Source organism: Massilia sp. Root335 (assembly GCF_001425685.1).
In the GTDB taxonomy this organism is placed as follows: domain Bacteria; phylum Pseudomonadota; class Gammaproteobacteria; order Burkholderiales; family Burkholderiaceae_D; genus Telluria; species Telluria luteola.
Window position 1 is genome coordinate 338 of the sequence record NZ_LMCY01000012.1, and the last position, 19731, is coordinate 20068.

At 66.3% G+C, this 19731-nt stretch carries 16 protein-coding genes; 7 read left to right on the forward strand and 9 right to left on the reverse strand.

The features are described from left to right. Nucleotides 1–237 precede the first annotated feature (237 nt). A complete protein-coding gene (locus tag ASC93_RS09005; RefSeq protein WP_056440271.1) occupies nucleotides 238–1035 on the reverse strand; it encodes a GntR family transcriptional regulator in 798 nt (265 codons plus the stop codon). A 262-nt stretch (nucleotides 1036–1297) separates the two neighbouring features. Between ASC93_RS09005 and ASC93_RS09010 the strand changes: the two genes are divergently transcribed. From ASC93_RS09010 to acnA, 4 genes are all read left to right on the forward strand, one after another. Further along, nucleotides 1298–2233 carry a malate dehydrogenase gene (locus tag ASC93_RS09010; protein WP_056440273.1) on the forward strand — a complete coding sequence of 312 codons (936 nt, stop codon included), beginning with the start codon at nucleotides 1298–1300 and terminating at the stop codon, nucleotides 2231–2233. 139 nt (nucleotides 2234–2372) lie between these two features. Beyond that, nucleotides 2373–3362 (forward strand): CoA ester lyase, encoded by a 990-nt coding sequence (locus tag ASC93_RS09015; protein WP_056440275.1) that lies wholly within the window; start codon nucleotides 2373–2375, stop codon nucleotides 3360–3362. Then, entirely contained in the window at nucleotides 3362–3877 is a 516-nt protein-coding gene (locus ASC93_RS09020) for a hypothetical protein (RefSeq protein WP_056440277.1), read from the forward strand. The genes ASC93_RS09015 and ASC93_RS09020 overlap by 1 nt, the downstream gene beginning before the upstream one ends. A gap of 111 nt (nucleotides 3878–3988) precedes the next feature. Beyond that, on the forward strand, nucleotides 3989–6697 hold the full coding sequence (gene acnA / locus ASC93_RS09025) for an aconitate hydratase AcnA (protein ID WP_056440279.1): 2709 nt from the start codon (nucleotides 3989–3991) through the stop codon (nucleotides 6695–6697). 150 nt (nucleotides 6698–6847) lie between these two features. On the opposite strand, the gene ASC93_RS09030 is transcribed toward acnA, so the two are convergent. After that, a complete protein-coding gene (locus ASC93_RS09030; RefSeq protein WP_056440282.1) occupies nucleotides 6848–7525 on the reverse strand; it encodes a Fe2+-dependent dioxygenase in 678 nt (225 codons plus the stop codon). Between the two features lie 81 nt (nucleotides 7526–7606). After that, nucleotides 7607–9907, reverse strand: coding sequence for a TonB-dependent siderophore receptor (locus tag ASC93_RS09035; protein WP_056440286.1), 2301 nt, complete (start codon nucleotides 9905–9907; stop codon nucleotides 7607–7609). Between the two features lie 278 nt (nucleotides 9908–10185). Between ASC93_RS09035 and ASC93_RS09040 the strand changes: the two genes are divergently transcribed. The 3 genes from ASC93_RS09040 (at nucleotide 10186) to ASC93_RS09050 (ending at nucleotide 12963) form a co-directional block, all read left to right on the forward strand. Beyond that, entirely contained in the window at nucleotides 10186–11439 is a 1254-nt protein-coding gene (locus ASC93_RS09040) for a DUF2863 family protein (RefSeq protein ID WP_056440288.1), read from the forward strand. Nucleotides 11440–11644: 205 nt separating this feature from the next. Continuing rightward, the gene (locus ASC93_RS09045; protein WP_056440289.1) at nucleotides 11645–12517 is read left to right on the forward strand and encodes an alpha/beta fold hydrolase; all 873 of its coding nucleotides are present in this window, start codon (nucleotides 11645–11647) and stop codon (nucleotides 12515–12517) included. Continuing rightward, nucleotides 12514–12963 (forward strand): MarR family winged helix-turn-helix transcriptional regulator, encoded by a 450-nt coding sequence (locus ASC93_RS09050; protein WP_056440291.1) that lies wholly within the window; start codon nucleotides 12514–12516, stop codon nucleotides 12961–12963. Before ASC93_RS09045 ends, ASC93_RS09050 begins: the two co-directional genes overlap by 4 nt. Before the next feature lie 14 nt (nucleotides 12964–12977). Here the strand turns inward: ASC93_RS09050 and ASC93_RS09055 are convergent, their stop codons facing one another. The 6 genes from ASC93_RS09055 to ASC93_RS09080 all read right to left on the reverse strand — a co-directional run bounded on the left by ASC93_RS09055 (nucleotide 12978) and on the right by ASC93_RS09080 (nucleotide 19457). Next, a complete protein-coding gene (locus tag ASC93_RS09055; RefSeq protein ID WP_056440293.1) occupies nucleotides 12978–15029 on the reverse strand; it encodes a diguanylate cyclase in 2052 nt (683 codons plus the stop codon). Between the two features lie 109 nt (nucleotides 15030–15138). Then, entirely contained in the window at nucleotides 15139–16848 is a 1710-nt protein-coding gene (locus ASC93_RS09060; protein WP_056440295.1) for an FAD-dependent oxidoreductase, read from the reverse strand. Nucleotides 16849–16943: 95 nt separating this feature from the next. Beyond that, the gene (locus ASC93_RS09065; RefSeq protein WP_056440297.1) at nucleotides 16944–17420 is read right to left on the reverse strand and encodes a CYTH domain-containing protein; all 477 of its coding nucleotides are present in this window, start codon (nucleotides 17418–17420) and stop codon (nucleotides 16944–16946) included. 11 nt (nucleotides 17421–17431) lie between these two features. Next, a complete protein-coding gene (locus tag ASC93_RS09070; protein WP_056440299.1) occupies nucleotides 17432–18556 on the reverse strand; it encodes a M14-type cytosolic carboxypeptidase in 1125 nt (374 codons plus the stop codon). Nucleotides 18557–18645: 89 nt separating this feature from the next. Then, the gene (locus ASC93_RS09075) at nucleotides 18646–19047 is read right to left on the reverse strand and encodes a hypothetical protein (RefSeq protein ID WP_229412657.1); all 402 of its coding nucleotides are present in this window, start codon (nucleotides 19045–19047) and stop codon (nucleotides 18646–18648) included. 170 nt (nucleotides 19048–19217) lie between these two features. After that, nucleotides 19218–19457, reverse strand: coding sequence for a KGG domain-containing protein (locus tag ASC93_RS09080; protein WP_056440301.1), 240 nt, complete (start codon nucleotides 19455–19457; stop codon nucleotides 19218–19220). Nucleotides 19458–19731 lie beyond the last annotated feature (274 nt).

Sequence of the window (19731 nt, forward strand, 5' to 3'; positions counted from 1 at the left end):
CTCTTTTTTGCGCGTTTTTCACGGCTTCGGACATTGGAACACCTCCCTTAAAACTGACTTATTTATATTGGAACCCGGACTACGCCGATTTTGCGACCTGCACGGATTCCGGCTTTTTCGCTGCCAGATCCAGGCTGAAACGCGCCGATCGGGCCTCTTCGACGCTTTCCCAAAATCAAAACATTGTAATCGCTGCCAGCGATTACTGCACCAGCATAGAGCCAGCGCAAAAACTATTCAGGACAATTCGTTTTGGTAATGATGCTTGGCGGTCAGATACAAACCGCGCCGCAGTTCCACCGCCTTGTCCCCATACGTGAACGACACCCGGTCCGCGCACAGCAACGGCGTTCCTTCCGCCACTTTCAGCGCCAGCGCCGTCGGTGCATCGGCCGCGACGGCCCGGATCTTTTCCGTCGCGCGGATCATGCGCGTGCCGAATTCGGATTCGAACAGGCCGTACATCGGCCCCTTGTATTCCGCCAGGCGCTCGCCCGTCAGTCCCTTGAACAAAACCCCGGGCAGCCACAATTCCTCGAGGATCGTGGGCGCGCCGCTGTCGCTCATCAGGCGCTTGATGTAGACCACGGCATCGCCCGATTTCAGGTCGAGCAGGCGCGCCACCTCGGCCGGCGCACGGATGCGCTTGACCTCGAGGTATTCGTGCTCGAAATGCTGGGGGACGCCTTCGTCGGGCATCAGCTTGAGGAAACGGAAGTGGGCGCGCGCCTCGTTGTGGGTCGCGACGAACGTGCCCTTGCCCTGGCGGCGCACGACGAGGTGCTCGGCGGCAAGCTCGTCGATGGCCTTGCGCACCGTGCCCTGGCTGACCTTGTAGCGGCCGGCCAGCTCGACTTCACTGGGGATCAGTTCGCCCGGTTTCCATTCGCCGGACTGCAGGCTCTGGGTGATGAGCGCCTTGATCTGCTGGTACAGTGGAGAAAATGTGGGGGACGGCGCCGCGCCGCCGACAGCGCTGCCGGCGCCCGTAGTCGTGGCGCCATTGCTGTTCGGATTGGACGAGGCTTGGTTCATAGACTGCGATTTTTTCATAAATCCCCTGGTCCGTCCAGTGAAGAAACCCTCGGATTATGTGTCTTATATAAGACATATGATATGAATTGACAGATGGAATGGCGCAGGACTACACTCGCGGTCGATCGAGCGTGGGCGCCCGCCTGCCAGCAATGCGCCGCACGCCCGCTTCTGGATGGCGCTTTTGGTATCATTGCGGTTTTCCCAAACAGGCGTATCCTTCTGCGTCGCCCCGTTTTCTTTCCCACTTTGGAGATTCATCATGGCTAAAACCCCTAAGCGCGTTGCCGTAACCGGCGCGGCCGGCCAGATCGGCTATTCCCTGCTGTTCCGCATCGCCAACGGCGACATGCTGGGCAAGGACCAGCCTGTCATTCTGCAGCTGCTCGAAATCGACAACGAAAAAGCACAGAAGGCGCTCAAGGGCGTCATGATGGAACTGGAAGACTGCGCATTCCCGCTGCTGGCCGGCATGACCGCCCACAGCGATCCGATGACCGCGTTCAAGGACGCGGACGTCGCCCTGCTGGTCGGCGCCCGTCCGCGCGGCCCGGGCATGGAGCGTAAAGACCTGCTGGAAGCCAACGCCCAGATCTTCACGGTGCAGGGCAAGGCGCTGGACGCCGTCGCGTCGCGTGACGTGAAAGTCCTGGTGGTCGGCAACCCGGCCAACACCAACGCCCACATCGCGATGAAATCGGCCCCGAACCTGCCGGCCAAGAACTTCACCGCCATGCTGCGCCTGGACCACAACCGCGCCCTGTCGCAAGTCGCTGCCAAGACCGGCACGGCCGTCGGCGACATCGAGAAGATGATCGTCTGGGGCAACCACTCGCCGACCATGTACGCCGACTACCGTTTCGCCACGGTCAACGGCAAATCGGTCAAGGACCTGATCAACGACCAGGAATGGAACGCCAACACGTTCCTGCCGACCGTCGGCAAGCGCGGCGCCGCCATCGACCACGTGCGTGACTGGGTGCTGGGCACCAATGGCAAGTGGACCACGATGGGCGTCCCGTCGGACGGTTCGTACGGCATCCCGGAAGGCATCGTCTTCGGCTTCCCGGTGACCACCGAAAACGGCGAATACAAGATCGTGCAAGGCCTGGAAATCGATCCGTTCTCGCAAGAGCGCATCAACCTGACGCTGAAAGAACTGAACGAAGAGCGCGCAGGCGTCGCTCACCTGCTGTAAATCATAGGGCGGGCACTTTTGCCCGCCCTATGCCGGCGTAACACACACGCTTGGTGGGCACGGGGTGCCCACCCTACGACGCTGGACGGTTCGTAGGGTGGGCTCCCCGAGCCCACGTAATGCATACCCAGGACTCGACATGCATCCTTCCGAGGTTTTATTCCAGGGCCAACGCCAGCCGCCGCTGCTCCCCGCCTGCGACCACTACGCCGGCAGCGAGAAGCTGATGCGCAAGTCGATGGCGCTGCAACAAGAGCTTGGGCCGATTTTCGACATCACCTTCGACTGCGAGGACGGCGCCAGCGCCGGCGCCGAGCGCGCCCACGCCGAACTGGTGGCTGCGCTCGTGAGCGGCGACGACAACCGGTTCAACCGCATCGGCGCGCGCCTGCACGACGTCACGAGCAGCCACTTCGAGCAGGACGTCGAGATCATCGTGGGCGCCGCCGCGCAAAAGCTCGCGTACGTCATGCTGCCCAAGCCGAACGGCCTCGACGACGTCCTGCGCGCGCAGGAATCCGTCAACCGCGCGGCCGCGAAAGCCGGGCGCGCCGCCCTGCCGCTGCACGTGCTGATCGAGACGCACGGCGCCCTGCACGACGCGTACGCCATCGCCGCCCTCCCCCAGGTCGAATCGCTGTCGTTCGGCATCATGGACTTCGTCTCGGCGCACTACGGCGCGGTGCCGGCCGCCGCGATGCGTACACCAGGTCAATTTACCCACCCACTCGTCGTGCGGGCGAAGCTGGAGATGGTTGCTGCATGTCATGCGCATGACAAAGTCCCTTCGCATAATGTGACGACCGAGATCAAGGACAGCGCGGTGGTCGCCAACGATGCCCAGCGCGCCGCCGCCGAGTTCGGATTCACCCGCATGTGGAGCATCCACCCCGACCAGATCAAGCCGATCGTCAAGGCGTTCACGCCGCGCCTGGCGGAAGTGAACGAAGCGACCACGATCCTGGCCGCGGCGATGGCGAAGGACTGGGGCCCGATTGCCCACGCCGGCCGCTTGCACGACCGCGCCAGCTACCGATATTATTGGACGGTGTTGCAGCGCGCGAAGCTGGCCGGCCTTGCGCTGCCGGATGCCGCCGCGGCACTCGTCAATCAACCGGAATCCATCTGATGTCCATCACTCTGAAACAAATCGCCGCCGCCTGTGCCTTTGCGCTCGCGGCCGCCGGTGTTTGCGCGCCGGCATCCGCCACCACCCACGACACGCATCCGAAGGCCACCAAGGTCCTGAAGGAAAAAGCCAGGTCTTCCAAGCACAAGAAGGCGAAAAAAGAAGCCCCGAAGCCGGCGGTCGCCGACAACGAGCCGGAACCGGACGTCACGGACACGACGATGGCCGAGTACTCGTGCGAACTGAACAACAAGGTCGCCATCTACCGCAACCCGATGGACGACAGCCACATCGCCCTGCGCTGGCAAAACCACCTGCGCCGCATGGACAAGGTGGGCACGACCACGGGCGCGCAGCGCTACGAAAACACGAACGTCGGGCTGGTCTGGATCGGCATCCCGTCGAAAGGCATCCTGCTCGACTCGAAGCAGAACCGCCAGCTGGCCAACGAATGCAAGGATGCCGAGCAGGCCAAGCCGGTGGTGGCCGCGGCGCCGGCCGAAAAGAAAAGCTGATGCCTGGGCGCGGAATGCAATCGGACGTCGTCCCCGCCTCCGCGGGGGCGACGGCGTAGCGAACCGGGTTTGTCGCAGCAACAACAAAATCCTCTACTGAAGGGAGCTTTTATGTCTCACAACACGCTGAACACGCTGAAGGAATTCCCCATCGCGGCGGGCCAGACCGGCCAGTTCCATTCCCTCCCGGCCCTCGCCGAATCCCTGGGCGTGAACCTGTCGCGCCTGCCGGTGTCGATCCGCATCGTCCTCGAATCCGTGCTGCGCAACTGCGACGGCAAGAAGGTCACCGAAGAGCACGTCCGCCAGCTGGCGAACTGGAGCCCGACCGCTGCCCGCACCGAAGAGATCCCGTTCGTCGTCGCCCGCGTCGTCCTGCAGGACTTCACCGGCGTGCCGCTGCTGGCCGACCTGGCCGCGATGCGCAACGTCGCCGCCAAGACCGGCGCCGATCCGAAGAAGATCGAGCCGCTGGTGCCGGTGGACCTGGTCGTCGACCACTCGGTCACCATCGACCACTTCCGCACCCCGGACGCGCTCGACCTGAACATGAAGATCGAGTTCCAGCGCAATAACGAGCGCTACCAGTTCATGAAGTGGGGCATGCAGGCATTCGACACGTTCGGCGTCGTGCCGCCGGGCTTCGGCATCGTGCACCAGGTGAACCTCGAGTACCTGGCCCGCGGCGTGATGAAGAACGACGGCGTGTACTACCCGGACACCCTGGTCGGCACCGACTCGCACACCACCATGATCAACGGTGTCGGCGTCGTCGGCTGGGGCGTGGGCGGCATCGAGGCGGAAGCCGGCATGCTGGGCCAGCCGGTCTACTTCCTGACCCCGGACGTCATCGGCGTCAACCTGACCGGCACGCTGCGCGAAGGCTGCACCGCGACCGACCTGGTGCTGACCATCACCGAGATGCTGCGCAAGGAGAAGGTCGTCGGCAAGTTCGTGGAATTCTTCGGCGAAGGCACCGCCTCGCTGTCGACCACCGACCGCGCCACCATCGGCAACATGGCACCGGAATACGGCGCGACGATGGGCTTCTTCCCGGTCGACGACAAGACCGTCGACTACTTCCGCGGCACCGGCCGCACCGAAGAAGAACTGGCCGCCTTCGAAAACTACTTCAAGGCCCAGCAACTGTTCGGCATCCCGCACGCCGGCGAGATCGACTACACCCGCGTCGTGTCGCTCGACCTGGCGACCGTCACCCCGTCGCTGGCCGGTCCGAAGCGTCCGCAGGACCGCATCGAACTGGGCAACGTGAAGGCCAACTTCGCCGACCTGTTCTCCAAGCCGACCAGCGAAAACGGCTTCAACAAATCGCCGGAAGACCTGTCGAAGGTCTACGAAACGACCAACGGCGTGCGCGTGAAGAACGGCGACGTGCTGATCGCCGCGATCACGTCGTGCACCAACACGTCGAACCCGAGCGTGATGCTGGCCGCGGGCCTGCTGGCCAAGAAGGCCGTCGAGAAGGGCTTGAGCGTCGCACCGCACATCAAGTCGTCGCTGGCGCCGGGATCGCGCGTCGTCACCAACTACCTGGAAGCGGCCGGCCTGCTGCCGTACCTGACGCAACTGGGCTTCGGCGTGACCGCCTACGGCTGCACGACCTGCATCGGCAACGCCGGCGACCTGACCCCGGAACTGAACGCCGCGATCACGTCGAACGACATCATCGCCGCCGCCGTCCTGTCGGGCAACCGCAACTTCGAGGCGCGCATCCACCCGAACATCCGCTCCAACTTCCTGGCCTCGCCGCCGCTGGTCGTCGCCTACGCGATCGCCGGCAACGTCACGCGCGACCTGATGACGGAACCGGTCGGCAAGGGTTCGGACGGCGTCGACGTCTACCTTGGCGACATCTGGCCGACCTCGCAGGAAATCCACGACCTGATGAAGCTCGCGATGAACTCGGACGTCTTCAAGGCCAACTACGCGGACGTCAAGGGCAACCCGGGCGCGCTGTGGGAAGCCGTGTCGTCGGTGTCGGGCCAGGTCTACGACTGGCCGGAGTCGACCTACATCGCCGAGCCGCCGTTCTTCGGCGACTTCGAGATGACCCCGAAGGCCGCCGCCGCCGGCGTCCAGGGCGCGCGCGCGCTGGGCGTGTTCGGCGACTCGATCACCACCGACCACATCTCGCCGGCCGGTTCGATCAAGGAAGACGGTCCGGCCGGTAAATGGCTGAAGGACCACGGCGTCATCAAGGCCGACTTCAACTCGTACGGCTCGCGCCGCGGCAACCACGAGATCATGATGCGCGGTACGTTCGCGAACGTCCGCATCAAGAACAGGATGATCCCGCCGAAGGCCGACGGTTCCGCGGTCGAAGGCGGCATCACGCTGCACCAGCCGAGCGGCGAACAGCTGTCGATCTACGACGCGGCCATGAAGTACATCGCGGAAGGCACCCCGACGATGATCTTCGCGGGCGAAGAATACGGCACCGGCTCCTCGCGCGACTGGGCCGCGAAAGGCACCCAGCTGCTGGGCGTGAAGGCCGTGATCGCCCGTTCGTTCGAGCGCATCCACCGTTCGAACCTGGTCGGCATGGGCGTGCTGCCGCTGCAGTTCCTGGGCGACGACAGCGTCGATTCGCTGGGCATCACCGGCACCGAGACGTATGACCTGAAGGGCCTGGAAGGCGAGATCCGTCCGCAGATGCAGGCGACCCTCGTCATCCACCGCGCCGACGGTTCGACGAAGGAAACGTCGGTCCTGCTGCGCATCGATACGCCGATCGAAGTGGATTACTACAAGCATGGCGGCATCCTGCCGTTCGTGCTGCGCCAGCTGCTGGCGGCGTAATCTGCGGAAGGCAAGGCAAAAGGGCCGGAACCTGTACGGGTTCCGGCCCTTTTTTTCGTTGACCGGTCGTTCATGGCGGGCACGGGGTGCCCACCCTACGGCCACGGGTTTTCGTAGGGTGGGCTCCCCGAGCCCACGAATGCATACCGACTACGTCTCCGCCCACATCCGCAACAGGTTGTGGTAATGCCCCGTGAGCGCCACCAGCTCCGGCCCGTCCCCATGCTGCGCGCGCAAGGCCTGGATATTGGTGTCGAGGTCGAACAGCATCGCCCGTTTGCCGTCGTCGCGCACCATGCTCTGCACCCACAGGAACGACGCCACGCGCTCGCCGCGCGTGACCGGCTGCACCTCGTGCACGCTCGACGACGGGTAGACGATCGCGTCGCCCACCGGCAGCTTCACGTCATGCGTGCCGTACGTATCGATCACGGTCAGCTCGCCGCCGTCGTATTCATCGGGATCGCTCAGGAACACGGTGCACGACACGTCCGCGCGCACCGCCGCCCCGCTGCGCTGCGCGCGGATGGCGCCGTCGACGTGCGGGCCGTAATGCTCGCCGCCCGCATAGCTGTTGAAGAACGGCGGCAGGATGCGCAGCGGCAGCACGCTCGAAAAGAACAGCGGGTGCGCCGTCAGCGCGCCGCTCACGATCTGCCCCAGTTCCACGGCCAGCGGCGACCCTTCCGCCAGCTGGCGGTTGCGCTTGACCTGCGCGCCCTGGCTGCCGACGCTGGCGCGGCCGTCGATCCAGTCGGTGGCGGCCAGGCGCGCGCGCATGGACTTCACCTGGTCCGGGCTCAGCACGCCGGGGATATGCAGCATCATCGTTCACTCCTCATGAAACAAGCCCTCGACGCCGGGTAGCGCGGAGGGCTTGCGGTTCGCTGGCGGTTCGCGGCGCCCGGATCAGAACCTGACGTTGGCCGACAGCGTCGCCGACCGCCCCGGCGCCACGCCGGCATAGTGCGGCGACGAGACCTTGTCGAAGTACAGCTTGTCCGTCAGGTTCTGCACGTTCAGCTGCAGGCTGACGTCCTGGTTCAGCGCATAGCTGGCCATCGCGTCGAAGCGGGTATAGCCGGGCGCCCACTTGTTGTTGTTCACGTTCGCGTAAATCATCGACATCGAGTTCAGGCCCAGGCCGAACGTGAGGTCCTTCGCGACGGCGTACGTCGTCCACAGCGAGGCCGAGTGCTTCGGCGTCGCCGGGAAGCGGTTGCCGTTGTAGGGCGACGCCACGTACACCGGCTTCGCCGTCGTGCCGGCGTTCAGGTAGCCATTGTCCGCGATTTGCGCGTCCAGGTACGTGTAGCCGCCGAACACGCTCCACTGCGAGGTGATCTTGCCCGAGAAGCCCAGCTCGACGCCCCTGACTTCCTTGCGGCCGACGTTCTGCACCGTGCCGTCCGGCGCCGTCACGCGGGCATTGTTCATCGTGCTCTTGAACACGGCCGCCGTCAGCGACAGGCGCCCGCCCGGCATCACATCCCACTTCGTCCCCAGCTCGATGTTCTTGCTGCGCTGGGGCTGCAGGTTCTGCACGGCCACCGTCAGCGCATCGAGGCCGTCGCCGCCGTCGTTGCCCGGCGGGGTCGCCGACGTCGCATACGCCAGGTAGATGCTGCCGTTGGCCGCCGGCTTGTACACGAGGCCCGTCTGCCAGCTCCAGAAATTGCTGTCGACGTCCGCCTGCACGGCCGCCGTCGTCGCCGTCGGCAGCGTGTTCAACACGCTCTGGAAGTCGTCGTAGCGGCCGCCCACGTTGACCTGCCACTGCTTGTTGAATTCGATGGTGTCGAACGCGTACGCCGACTTCGTCTTCGTGTTCACGTGCGTCAGCGCGCCCGAGACGGCGCGGGTATAGGCCCACGGATCGTACGGATTCGGATCGGCCAGGGTCGTGCAGTTGTACAGCGTTTCCGCGCCCGACGTCGGGCAGGTGAACGTGCCCGTCAGCGGATTGTTCGTGCCCGGCGTGAAGACGTAGGCGGCGCGGTCCGTCGTCTCGCGGTCGAATTCGATGCCAGCGTTGTACGTGTGCTTGACGCCGGCCGTGACCAGGTCGCCCGACAGGCTCGTCACGTTCGTCGCGGTGCGGGTTTCCGTCACGCGCGTGTTGGCGCGGCGCCAGACGGTGCCATACAGGACCGTGTTGCCCTTCGAGTCGTCGGGCTGGGTCCAGACGTAGTCGTTGTTCGACTTGCCGTAGCGCGTGACGTTGCGCAGGGTGATGCCGTTCGCCAGTTGGTGGCGCAGGTCGATGGTGGCGATGTCGCTCCTGGTGTCGCGGAAGTCGCGGTTGGCGAGGCCGTAGAACGTCGCGCGGTCGACGTTGAACGGTTCGCCGTTGCCGTTCTTCGCGACGTTGGCGCCGGTCGTGACCGGGTTGTTGAACGGGATGCCGGTGTCCGGGATCTCGTGCGACGTCATGTGGTAGACGCTGACGATGGCGCGCGTGGGGCCGGTCAGGCCGAACGTCACGGTCGGCGCGATGCCCCAGCGCTTGCCGCCGACGACGGCGCGGCCCGGCACGTCGGCTTCGTGCGCCATCACGTTCAGGCGGAAGGCGCTGTCGCTGCCGATGTTGCGGTTGATGTCGCCCGTGAGGCGGCGGTATTTGTCGCTGCCGATGCCGATGCCGGCGTGGTTGAAGTCATAGGCCTGCGCCGTCTTGGTGACGAGGTTGACGCCGCCGCCGGCCGAGGAACGGCCGCCGTAGGCCGAGTTCGGGCCCTTCACGACTTCGACCTGCTCCACGTCGAAGATCTCGCGCGACTGCGAACCGGAATCGCGGATGCCGTCGATGTACGTGTCCGTCTGCGCGTTGTAGCCGCGGATGAACAGATTGTCGCCGACCGGGTTGCCGCCCTCCGCCGCGCCGATGGTGATGCCGGGCACGGTGCGCAGCGCGTCCGTCAGCGACGTGGCGCCCGTCTGCGCGATGACGTCGGCCGGCACGACCGTGACGGATTTCGGCGTGTCGAGCAGCGGCGCCGTGAACTTGTCGTTGGCCGACGCCTGCTGCTGGTTGGCGCCCGTCACCTGGACGCTCGGGATCGTCGGATCGGGCGCGACGTCGGGACCGGCATGGGCGACCGCCGGCAGCGCCAGCGATGCCAGCACGGCCAACGCGGTGCCCGGCAGCGTGCGCGCATGCTTGCGGCTCGTGATGAAGGAAGTCGGGGTGTTATTTTTCTTGATCGTCATGATGTGGGGGCAGGTCCTGGAGGGCGTCTGGCTGCGCCGTCGCTGACATGAATATGAATGAGAACGATTCGCATTATCGTTCCGATTATTGCTTTTGACAAGCGCTGGTGAACAATCGACGCCTGGGCGACGCGCGGACACGACGGCGCCGATATTGCCGCAGTGTTACTGGGGTGTGGCCGAATCAACTACAATACCGGGGATAAGGGTTTATCATGACCCTCGGATCTCGATCCAAAGAATACGACCCACCCTTACCGAAGAGACTCCCCAAGCGTATGCGTCGCCCTTCCAAAGACTCACCCAAACTTTCGGCAGAAAGCCAGCGTCTCATCAGCCTCAGCAACGCCATCGTGCAGGCCGCCAGCCGCGTTGAAGAACGGGCCTGGGAACGCAACCTCGACGCCCAGCTGCAGAAGCTGCTCAAGACGAACCACCAGGACACCGTCGACGCCGCCCTCAACGTCCTGTTCAAGGGCGACCTCGCGGTCTACGACGTGCTGATGGACGGCGTCGAGGCGGTCAGCGAGTCCTCGACGATGACGGAGCAGGCCAACGACGGTGCCGAGACCACGTGGCAGGCCTTGCTCGTGGCCGCCCCGATACTGGCCTGGACCCGCTTCTCGATCGCGTCCGGGACGATCCCCGGCGACATCCTGAGCACGCTGACGGCGCACTTCGGTGCCCACCTGCTGGCCGACAACACCAAGGTGGCCATCGCGCCGACGCTGTACTCGATCGACCAGCTGCCGCGCACCCACGCCGAGACCTATGCCCTGACGCACAAGCTCGCCGCCGCCGCCCACAAGGGCTCGACGGTGAAGCCGGCCGCGCCCGGCCCGGACACGTCGCAATTCCTGGCCGACACACGCTACCTGCTCGTGGCCGTCATCGCCCCGCAAGGCGCCCCGCTGTTCCGCTGGCAGGAACCGCAGCACCACATCAATTTCGAAGCGGAGCGCGACAACGCCCTCGAGCAATGGCGCGCCCAGGCCGGCCCGAACATCGCCCGCCTGCTGCCGGGCTGCGGCGTCGAACTGCTGCTGCCGGAAGCGTATTACGTGGCCTGCCGCGAGGCGGATAAACTGATCCGCCCGGTGTCGATCCGCGCCGCCGTCCACTACCTGACGAACACGCTGGGCGTGGAACCGAACGACCTGCGCGCCGTCATCGCCGGCTTCGGCGACGAAGTCAATGACAGCCAGGTCGACGAATACCGCGTCGGCTTCACCTTGCGCCAGTCGTCGGACGTCGTGTACGGCATCGTCTGGCCCCTGTACGGCCAGGAAGACGAGGAAGGCACGCCGATGGAAGGCCCGGCCGGCGGCGGCGACCGCCCGCTGGCGCCGCTGGACGAGATCGTCAAGCACCTGAACGACGTCGGCATCACCCACGTCAAGCGCATCGGCGAACGCTATGTCGCCGAGTACTGCGACGACTGCGGCGCCCCGCTGTTCGCCGACCCGAGCGGCGAGCTCGTGCATGCCGAGATGCCGGAAGACACGCCGGCGGGGAACGAACACTTCCACTGACGCACAGCGTCTCCTTGGGGTCAGAGCACACTTCGCTTTCCAAAAAGATCGTGCCCAAAACCGGGCTCTGACCCCGAATTGTCGGTTATGGATGCCCGGCCGCGTGCCGGGCATTTTTCTTTTTCGGCTGATTCCTCTAATTCGACCCATTGACGCCGGCCACGCCCGCCGCTAAATTAGTTAACACGTTAACTAAATCGCCGCCATGGAACCCGTCACCATTCCCGTTTCCGGCACCGACGCGATCGGTGCGACCCTTTGGCACGCCGACGGCGCCCGTGCCGCCGTCCTGCTGCATCCCGCCACCGCCGTCACGCAGCGCTATTACGAAGCGTTCGCGCGCTACCTGCATGGCCTGGGCTTCCACGTGCTGACCTACGACTACCGCGGCACCGGCCGCTCGCGCCCGGCCGATCTGCGGCAGTGCGCCGTGACGATGGCCGAATGGATCGAGGACGACAACGCGGCCGTGACCCGCTGGGCCGCCGCGCGCTTCCCGGGCCTGCCGCTGCTGGCCGTCGGACACAGCGTCGGCGGCCATGCGATCGCGCTGTCGTCGGCCAGCGACCTGCTGTCCGCCGCCGTGCTGGTGGCCTCGCACGCCGGCGTCACGCGCACGATCCGCGGCGCCTTTGAACGGATGCGCGTGTGGACCGTGATGCGCGTGCTCGCACCCGTCCTGTGCACCGTGCTGGGTTATATGCCGGGACGCCGCATCGGCCTCGGCGAAGACCTGCCGCGCACGGTGATGCTGCAATGGAGCCGCTGGACTACGCTGCCCGGCTACTTCCTCGACGACCCGGCGATGGATGCGCGCCGGCGCATGGCGCGGGTGCGGCTGCCGCTGCTCGTGCTCGGCTTCGACGACGATCCGTGGGCCAATGCGCGCGCCATCGACATCCTCGTGAAGCCGCTCGTCAATGCGCGCCTGGAGCGGCGCCCGATCGCGCCGCGCGACGCCGGCCTGCCCGCCATCGGCCACATGGGGTTCTTCCGCAAGCAGTGCGCGGACCGCATCTGGCCGCAGGTGGGCGAGTGGCTGCTGGCGCACTGCGCGGTGAACGAGGACGCCCGATGACGGCGGCGAACAGCCCGCCGCGCTTCGCCTTCCTGCTGAACCGCGCGCAAAAGGTGCTGCAGCGCTGGATCGAGACGCGTCCCGAGGCGTGGGACGGCATCAGCTCGGCGCAGGTCGGGCTGCTGTTCTTCCTCGCGTCGCGCCAGGAACCCGCCACGGTCGGCGCCATCGCCAAAGGCCTGCAGGTGGCGCCGGCCGCCGTCACGAATCTGTCGAAGCGGATGCAGGCGGCCGGCCTGATCGCGCGGGTGGACGACGCCGCCGACGGCCGCGTCACGTGCGTGCGCCTGACCGCGCAAGGCCAGGACGCCAGCCGCCAGGCCCATGCCGTGCTGCAGGCGCTGAACGCGCGCCTGACGGCCGGGTTCACGCCGGACGAGCTGGCCGTCGTCGCGCGCTGGCTGGCGCAGGTCGCGGCGCTCGAACGCGACCTGCCCGGGGAGTGACCCGCGCACGGCGCTCAGCCGCGCGCGCGGACCGCCGTCGCGGCCCCGCCCCGCACCACCGACAAGTCGACCCAGCCCGCGCGCCACGCCTGCTCCAGGTCGCGCTCGATCGCATCCAGCGACGCGTGAACGGCGCCGGGGAAGCCGCGCACGCCGTAAGCGCGGTTGCGGCCATGCGACTTGGCCAGCAACATGGCCATGTCCGCGAGGTTGACGACCCGTTCCCACGTCAGCGCGGTGCCGCCGAGCGCCAGCGGAAACGGCGCGTAGCCCACCGACACGCTGACCGGGATGCTGCCGTTGCGGTATTCGACGGCCTGCGCGGAGATGCCGTGCAGGATGCGCAGCGCCACCTCGTCCAGTTCGTCGTGCGCGACCGCCGGCACGAACGCGAGGAATTCCTCGCCGCCCCAGCGCACGATCATGTCGGTGTCGCGCAATGCCGCGCGCAGGTCGTGCGCGACCGTCTTCAGTACGGCATCGCCGGCCGCATGACCCAGCGTGTCGTTGACGTCCTTGAAATGGTCCACGTCCAGCAGGAACAGCGCCCCCGCGGTCGCATCAAAGGCCGTGCGCCGCTCATTGCCCGCGCGGGACATGAATTCCTGGAAGTGGCGGCGGTTGTACAGCAGCGTGAGCGGATCGAGCGCGCCCTGCCGCTTCAACAGCAGGTTTTTTTCTTCCAGCTCGCTGTTGGCGCGCCGTACTTTCCGGTAGAGCAGTCCGACCACCACCGAGGCCAGCGCGTACGTCACGGCCAGCAGCCACCAGACACGCTGCTGCCAGCGACGATTGTCCAGCTCCGCCCTGGCGGCCCGGTTTTCCTGGCGCAGGGCGTCGATCCGGCGCTGCTTTTTCTCGGCGTCGTATTTCTGCTGCAGCTCCATCACCGCCTTCTGGCGTTCCCCGGCAAAGATCTCGCCCGACAGGCCGCGCTCGCGATCGTAGGCGTCGACGGCGCCCTTGTAGTCGCCGGCGTGTTCGAGCGCGCGTCCATACTCGCGCAGCACGGCCAGGAGTTCCGGCTTGTCGCCCTGTTTTTCGTAGGTGGCCAGGCCCGCCTCGAACTGCCGCTTGCCCTCGGCCAGCCGCCCCTGTCCGAGCAGCGCCTGGCCCAGGTTGACGCGGGCGGTGGCGACGTCGTTGTTGCTCCTGACGTCGACGGCAGCGTCCAGCGCCTGCGCGGCATAGGCCTCGGCCTCACGGAACCGGCCCTCCTTCAGGTAGCAATCCGACAGGTTGACGAGCGTCGTGGCGCCCATCTGGCGTGCGCCCATGCTGCGTTCCAGGCCGAGTTCCTCGAACAGGGCGTGGCGCGCCCGCTCGAAGGCGTTCTGCTCGACGGCCAGCGCGTACTCGTCGCCCAGCGCCGTCGCGACGTATCCCGGCGACGCCATCTTCCTGGCCACGGCCAGCGATTCCTGCTGCACCTCCCAGCCTTTGTCGAGCTCCCTCAAATTCAGGTACAGCTGCACCAGCGCGTGCAGCGCACTGGCCAACGGCGCGCTGTCGGTGCCGATCTGGCGCGCCATGCCGACGGCGGCGTGCAGTTTCGCCAGCGCAGCCGGATAATTGCCCTCCTCCTGGAACGACTGTCCGGCCGCGATGGTCGCCAGCACCTTCGTCGGGATGTCGCCGGTGGCCGAGGCGACGCGTTCCGCCTCGAACGCCGTGGCGTGGGACGCGGCCAGGTCTTCGCGCAAGTAGAGCGTGTTGGCGCGCCCGATCAGGCCTTTGGCCAACGCCAGGTTGTCATTGTTGCGCTTGCCGTAATTGATCAGCTGGTCCGCCAGTGCGAGCGCGTGCGTCAGGTCGCCGGTGCCGCGCTCGGCCGTGCTGTAAAAATACAGGAAGTCCGTCCGCAACTGCGCGGGCGCGGTGGCCATTTCCCACTCCATGTCGCGCAGCCGGCTCGACGCCTGGTCCGGCACGAAGCGGGCCATGGCGCCGGCCGCGCGCAAGCGTTGGGCCAGCGGCTGGTCGGCGCGGGCCGCGAACGGACACAGCAGGATCGCGACGGCGCAGTATGCGCGCACGCTGGTTTGTGACAGGACGGGAAATACCATTGCGCTCCTCGGGCTGCGGCGCACACAGTACGGCCGCGTGCCGAGGATTATGCCTGCAGTCATCTAGAAGGTTCAACCGAACGGTGTCCCCTTCCGCCTGCGCCGCCCGTCAGCGCCCGGCGAGCGACGCCAGGTAGCCGTGGATCTGCGCCACCGCCGCGGCGCCCTCGCCCGCCGCGGCCGCCACACGCTTGGTCGACCCGGCCCGCAGGTCGCCCACCGCAAAGATGCCGTCGACGCTCGTCTCGAGCGTGCGGGCGCCGCGTTCCGGACGCGTGTCGGCGCCGGTCAGCACGAAGCCCTTGTCGTCCAGTTCGACGCCGCATTCGTGCAGCCAGTCGCTGTTCGGATCGGCCCCGATGAACAGGAACATCCGCCGCACCGCGAACTCGCGCGTGTCGCCGCCGTCGCGGCCGCGGCAGCGCACGCCCGCCAGGCCGTTCTCGTCGCCGACCAGCCCGACGATTTCGCGCCGCGCGTGCAGGTGGATGTTCGGGGTCGCGGCGATGCGTTCGATCAGGTAGCTGGACATCGTCGCTTCCAGCCCCGGTCCGCGCACCAGCAAGTGCACTTCCGACGCGTGCGCCGCGAGGAACACGGCCGCCTGCCCCGCCGAATTGCCGCCGCCCACGAGCACGACGGGTTCGTTGCGGCACAGCCGGGCTTCCACGGGCGAGGCCCAGTAGTACACGCCGCGGCCTTCGTAATCGGCGATGTCGGGCAGGTCGGGCTTGCGGTAGCGCGCGCCCGCCGCCAGCACGACGGCGCGCGCCTGCAGGCAGGTGCCGTCGTCCAGTTCGACCTTGAGCGGGCGCTCGTGGCACAGCAGGCGCGTGGCGCGTGCGGGGATCGCGATCTCGGCGCCGAATTTCAGCGCCTGCACGTACGAACGGCCGGCCAGCGCGCGGCCGGAGATCCCCGTCGGGAAGCCGAGAAAATTCTCGATGCGCGCGCTCGCGCCTGCCTGGCCGCCATACGCGCGCTGGTCCAGCACCATCACGCGCAGGCCTTCCGATGCGGCATACACGGCCGTCGCCAGGCCGGACGGGCCGGCGCCGACGACGAGCACGTCGAACACGGCCCCGCGCTCGATGCGCGGCAAGGTGCCGAGGCAGCGGCCCACTTCGGCCAGGGTCGGGTTCTTCAGCACGAAGCCGTCCGGCAGCGCCACGAGCGGCCAGTCGGACGGCTGTTTCCAGTGCTCGCGCACGAGCTCGGCCGCTTCCGGATCGGTCTCGGGATCGCGCCGCGTGTACGGGTAGGCATTCCGCGACAGGAAATTCTCCAGCTCGAACAGGCCCGCATGCGCGGCCGGTCCGATCAGGATGGGCCCGCCCGGCTTATTGGTGATCAATTGCACGCGACGGAGGATGAAGGCGCGCATGAGGCGCTCGCCCAGTTCGGCCTCGGCCACGATCACGGCGCGCAGGCATTCCGCGTCGAGCACGAGGGTCTCCAGCTCGCCCACGGCGACGCCGTCGGCCAGCGGCGGCCGGCCGGACAATGTCGCCACTTCGCCGGCGAACTGGCCGGGGCCGTATTCGACCACCTCGACGCGCTTGCCGAGCGCATCGGTCCGGCTGCACGACAAGCGCCCCGCCAGCACGACGACCATGCCGGGCGAATCCACGCAGGCGCGGAACACGGTGGCCCCGTCCGGCCAGCTGCGGCAGGTGCCGAAGCGGCGCAGGCGGGCGATGTCGTCCGCGCTCAAGGTGGGAAAGATCTGGTGGCCGCGCGTGGCCAGGTCGACGCCGGCGCGCGCGTCGGGATCGGCGACGAGGCCTTCGGGAATCAGTTCGGGAACGTGTTCGGACATGGTCGGCCGCCTCGTGGTTGGGTATCGCATGCTAACCCAAGCCGCGGCGCCGCGCACCCCTCAAAAGACGGGGCCGTCGGCGCGGCGGCGGCGCATCACGGCTTGTCCGGCCACTGCGAATAGGGAGCGCGGATCAGGCTGGCGTTGTAGTAGCGCTTCTCGCCCGTGACTTCCGGCCCGATCCAGTCCGGCTTCTGGAACGCCTCGTCTTCCGCGTCGAGTTCGATCTCCGCCACGACGAGCCCGGCATTCAGGCCGAGGAATTCGTCGACTTCCCACGTGTGGCCGGCATAGTCGATGCGGTGGCGGATCTTTTCCACCTGCGGCTGCTCGCACAGGCCGTCCAGCAGCTCGATCGCGTCCGCGATGGGAATTTCGTACTCCCACTCGCCGCGGCTTGCCCCCGTGCTCTTGCCCTTGATGGTGATGACGGCGCGCTCGCCCTCGATGCGCACGCGCACGGTGCGCACGGCATCCGCCACCAGATAGCCCTGGCGCATGCGCGTCGGGATGCCCTGCCCGCGCCAGCCCTCGTTGGCCAGCAAGAACTTGCGTTCGATCTCGACGCCCATGGGTGCTCCGTTCAGTCGTCCAGCGATTGCAGGATCGGCTGCAGCATGGCCGCGCCGAGCGCGCTGCTGCGGGCGCCGTTCCAGCCGACGTACGGGTCGGGCAGGTTGGCGTTGTCCTTGAACGGCATTTCCAGCGTCAGCGACAGGCATTTGAACGTGTGGCCGATGTACTTCGAGGCCAGGGTCAGCAATTCCTCGTTGTACTTGCTCGCGGCATAGCCGTAGACGTTCTGGAAGTCGGGGCTGGCCGCCATGTAGCGTTCGATGAATGCGTTCTGGGCGGCTAGGCGCTCGGGCGTGAAATCGGTCAGCATCTCGCTGCCGGCCACGAAGTTGTACGGCAGCGCCTCGTCGCCGTGGATGTCGAAGAACATGTCGACGCCCGTCTCGTGGATCTTGTTCTTCACGCACAGCACTTCCGGGCTGCGTTCGGCCGACGGCGTCATCCACTCGCGGTTCAGGTTGGCGCCGGCGGCGTTCGTGCGCAGGTTGCCGCGGAACGATCCGTCCGGGTTCATGTTCGGCACGATGTAGAACACGGCGCGCTGCAGCAGCTTGCGCGAGACCGGATCGGAATTGTCGAGCAGCGCATCCATCATGCCTTCGACGAACCACTCGGCCATCGTCTCGCCCGGATGCTGGCGCGCGATCACCCAGATCTTCTTCTCGGCCTGCGGGTTGCCGATCACGACGAGGTTCATGTCGCGGCCGTCGACGGTCGTGCCGATGTCGTGCACGCGCGCGATCGGGTTCTCGGCCACTTCGCCGAGCAGGCGCAGGTGGCGCTCCCAGGTGTAGGGCTCGAAATAGGCGTAATAAATGCTGTCCAGCTCGGGCGTGTGGTTGACGGTCATGACCTGGCCGTCGAACGAGGTGGGAACGCGGAACCAGTTCTCGGTGTCGTAGCTGGCCGCCACCTGGTAGCCCTCGAAGCCCTTGGGATAGGTCGCCTGCCCCGCGTTCAGGAAGCGGATCGTGCACGCCTTGCCGCGCGCGCCCTGCAGGCGGAAGTGGAACCACTGGTGGATGTCGGCTGCGGAATCCTTGCGCAGCTCGAGGTCGATCTGGCGCGGGTCGGTGGCCTGGACGACGTCGATCGCACCGGAATCGAACAGCTGGCTGATCTTGATGGGCATGGGACTGGTTCCTCGAAAAGCGTTCAAAGAAGGCATGATAGCCGAGCCCACGCCCGCCGGCCATGGGCTGGCCGGGCAGGTGTCGGCGCTTACGCGTCGAGGTCGATCAGGTCCTTGCTGTATGCCAGCATGATCTGGCGCATCAGCTCGACGTTGCTGCGGTCGAGGACGACGGTGAGGTCGGGTTTGCGGTCGAGGTTGTAGGTCATGCTGATCTTGCCCGGCAAGACCTTGCACTGCACGGTGAACGCGCGCGGGATGTTCGGATGGTCCCAGTCCCACTGCGTGATCTGCGGCCCGGCCGGCGGCGGCTGCAGGGCCGGATCCTGGTTGACCGGCAGATGCTTGATGAGCCAGAACACGATCGACGCCGGCACGAAGATGGCGACGTCGCTCGCCCCGTGTGCGGAGAACTTGGTCAGCAGCAGATTGCCGACCCGGTCGCACGACATGGACATGCTCTTGACTTGACGGATGACCGCTGATTTCACGACGAATTCCTATGGGCAGGTGATTGAAAACTAAGTGATCGAAAGCCCGGCGATTCTACCGCATCCAATTTCGGAATTGTGTTAAAGAAATGCAAAACGGGAAGCCTGCGCTCCCCGTGTGGATTCGTGGGCAGAGGGGACGGCACCGCCGCCGTCCCGCCCGCACGGGATTACTGCTTGTTGCCCTTGGACGAGCTGCGCGACGAGCCGGACGCCGACTGGCGGTTGCCGTGGCTCATGCTGCCGGCGCGGCGTGCCTCTTCCGAGGTGAACTCGTGCGCGGTGCCTTTCTGGTGGGCGGCCTTGCCGCCCTCGCTGGCGATCTGGCGCTGACGCTCCGGATCCATCGATGCGAAACCGCGGTTCTTCGTACCGCCACTCTGTTTGTTGCCCTGATTGCTGGATGCCATGGTGTTCTCTCCTCGTTGCAGTTGAAACCGCCGCGTCCTGCGGCAGGCCTGCCGATGCCATCGGATGAGCGCTCGGTCGGAAAACATCTTAGGCATGCCGATTGGATGAGACTATAGGAGCAATTCAGATGACTTTGTAGGACAATGTGAGACAGAAAATGCACCATCGAAACTCTACTTCCGGTTGTAAATAACTCGTCGGTAATCGTCCTACATATACCCGCTGCGTCTTCCTATACTGATGTCGCCCCCGGACGCGCATCATCCTGGTTCC

Bases quoted from the DNA above. Each gene is read 5' to 3' on its own strand.
- ASC93_RS09055 (WP_056440293.1), bottom strand. From the start codon at position 15,029: ATGGTATTTCCCGTCCTGTCACAAACCAGCGTGCGCGCATACTGCGCC.
- ASC93_RS09065 (WP_056440297.1), bottom strand. From the start codon at position 17,420: ATGGGCGTCGAGATCGAACGCAAGTTCTTGCTGGCCAACGAGGGCTGG.
- ASC93_RS09035 (WP_056440286.1), bottom strand. From the start codon at position 9,907: ATGACGATCAAGAAAAATAACACCCCGACTTCCTTCATCACGAGCCGC.
- ASC93_RS09015 (WP_056440275.1), top strand. From the start codon at position 2,373: ATGCATCCTTCCGAGGTTTTATTCCAGGGCCAACGCCAGCCGCCGCTG.
- ASC93_RS09040 (WP_056440288.1), top strand. From the start codon at position 10,186: ATGCGTCGCCCTTCCAAAGACTCACCCAAACTTTCGGCAGAAAGCCAG.
- ASC93_RS09070 (WP_056440299.1), bottom strand. From the start codon at position 18,556: ATGCCCATCAAGATCAGCCAGCTGTTCGATTCCGGTGCGATCGACGTC.
- ASC93_RS09020 (WP_056440277.1), top strand. From the start codon at position 3,362: ATGTCCATCACTCTGAAACAAATCGCCGCCGCCTGTGCCTTTGCGCTC.
- ASC93_RS09050 (WP_056440291.1), top strand. From the start codon at position 12,514: ATGACGGCGGCGAACAGCCCGCCGCGCTTCGCCTTCCTGCTGAACCGC.
- acnA (WP_056440279.1), top strand. From the start codon at position 3,989: ATGTCTCACAACACGCTGAACACGCTGAAGGAATTCCCCATCGCGGCG.
- ASC93_RS09080 (WP_056440301.1), bottom strand. From the start codon at position 19,457: ATGGCATCCAGCAATCAGGGCAACAAACAGAGTGGCGGTACGAAGAAC.
- ASC93_RS09030 (WP_056440282.1), bottom strand. From the start codon at position 7,525: ATGATGCTGCATATCCCCGGCGTGCTGAGCCCGGACCAGGTGAAGTCC.
- ASC93_RS09045 (WP_056440289.1), top strand. From the start codon at position 11,645: ATGGAACCCGTCACCATTCCCGTTTCCGGCACCGACGCGATCGGTGCG.
- ASC93_RS09005 (WP_056440271.1), bottom strand. From the start codon at position 1,035: ATGAACCAAGCCTCGTCCAATCCGAACAGCAATGGCGCCACGACTACG.
- ASC93_RS09060 (WP_056440295.1), bottom strand. From the start codon at position 16,848: ATGTCCGAACACGTTCCCGAACTGATTCCCGAAGGCCTCGTCGCCGAT.
- ASC93_RS09010 (WP_056440273.1), top strand. From the start codon at position 1,298: ATGGCTAAAACCCCTAAGCGCGTTGCCGTAACCGGCGCGGCCGGCCAG.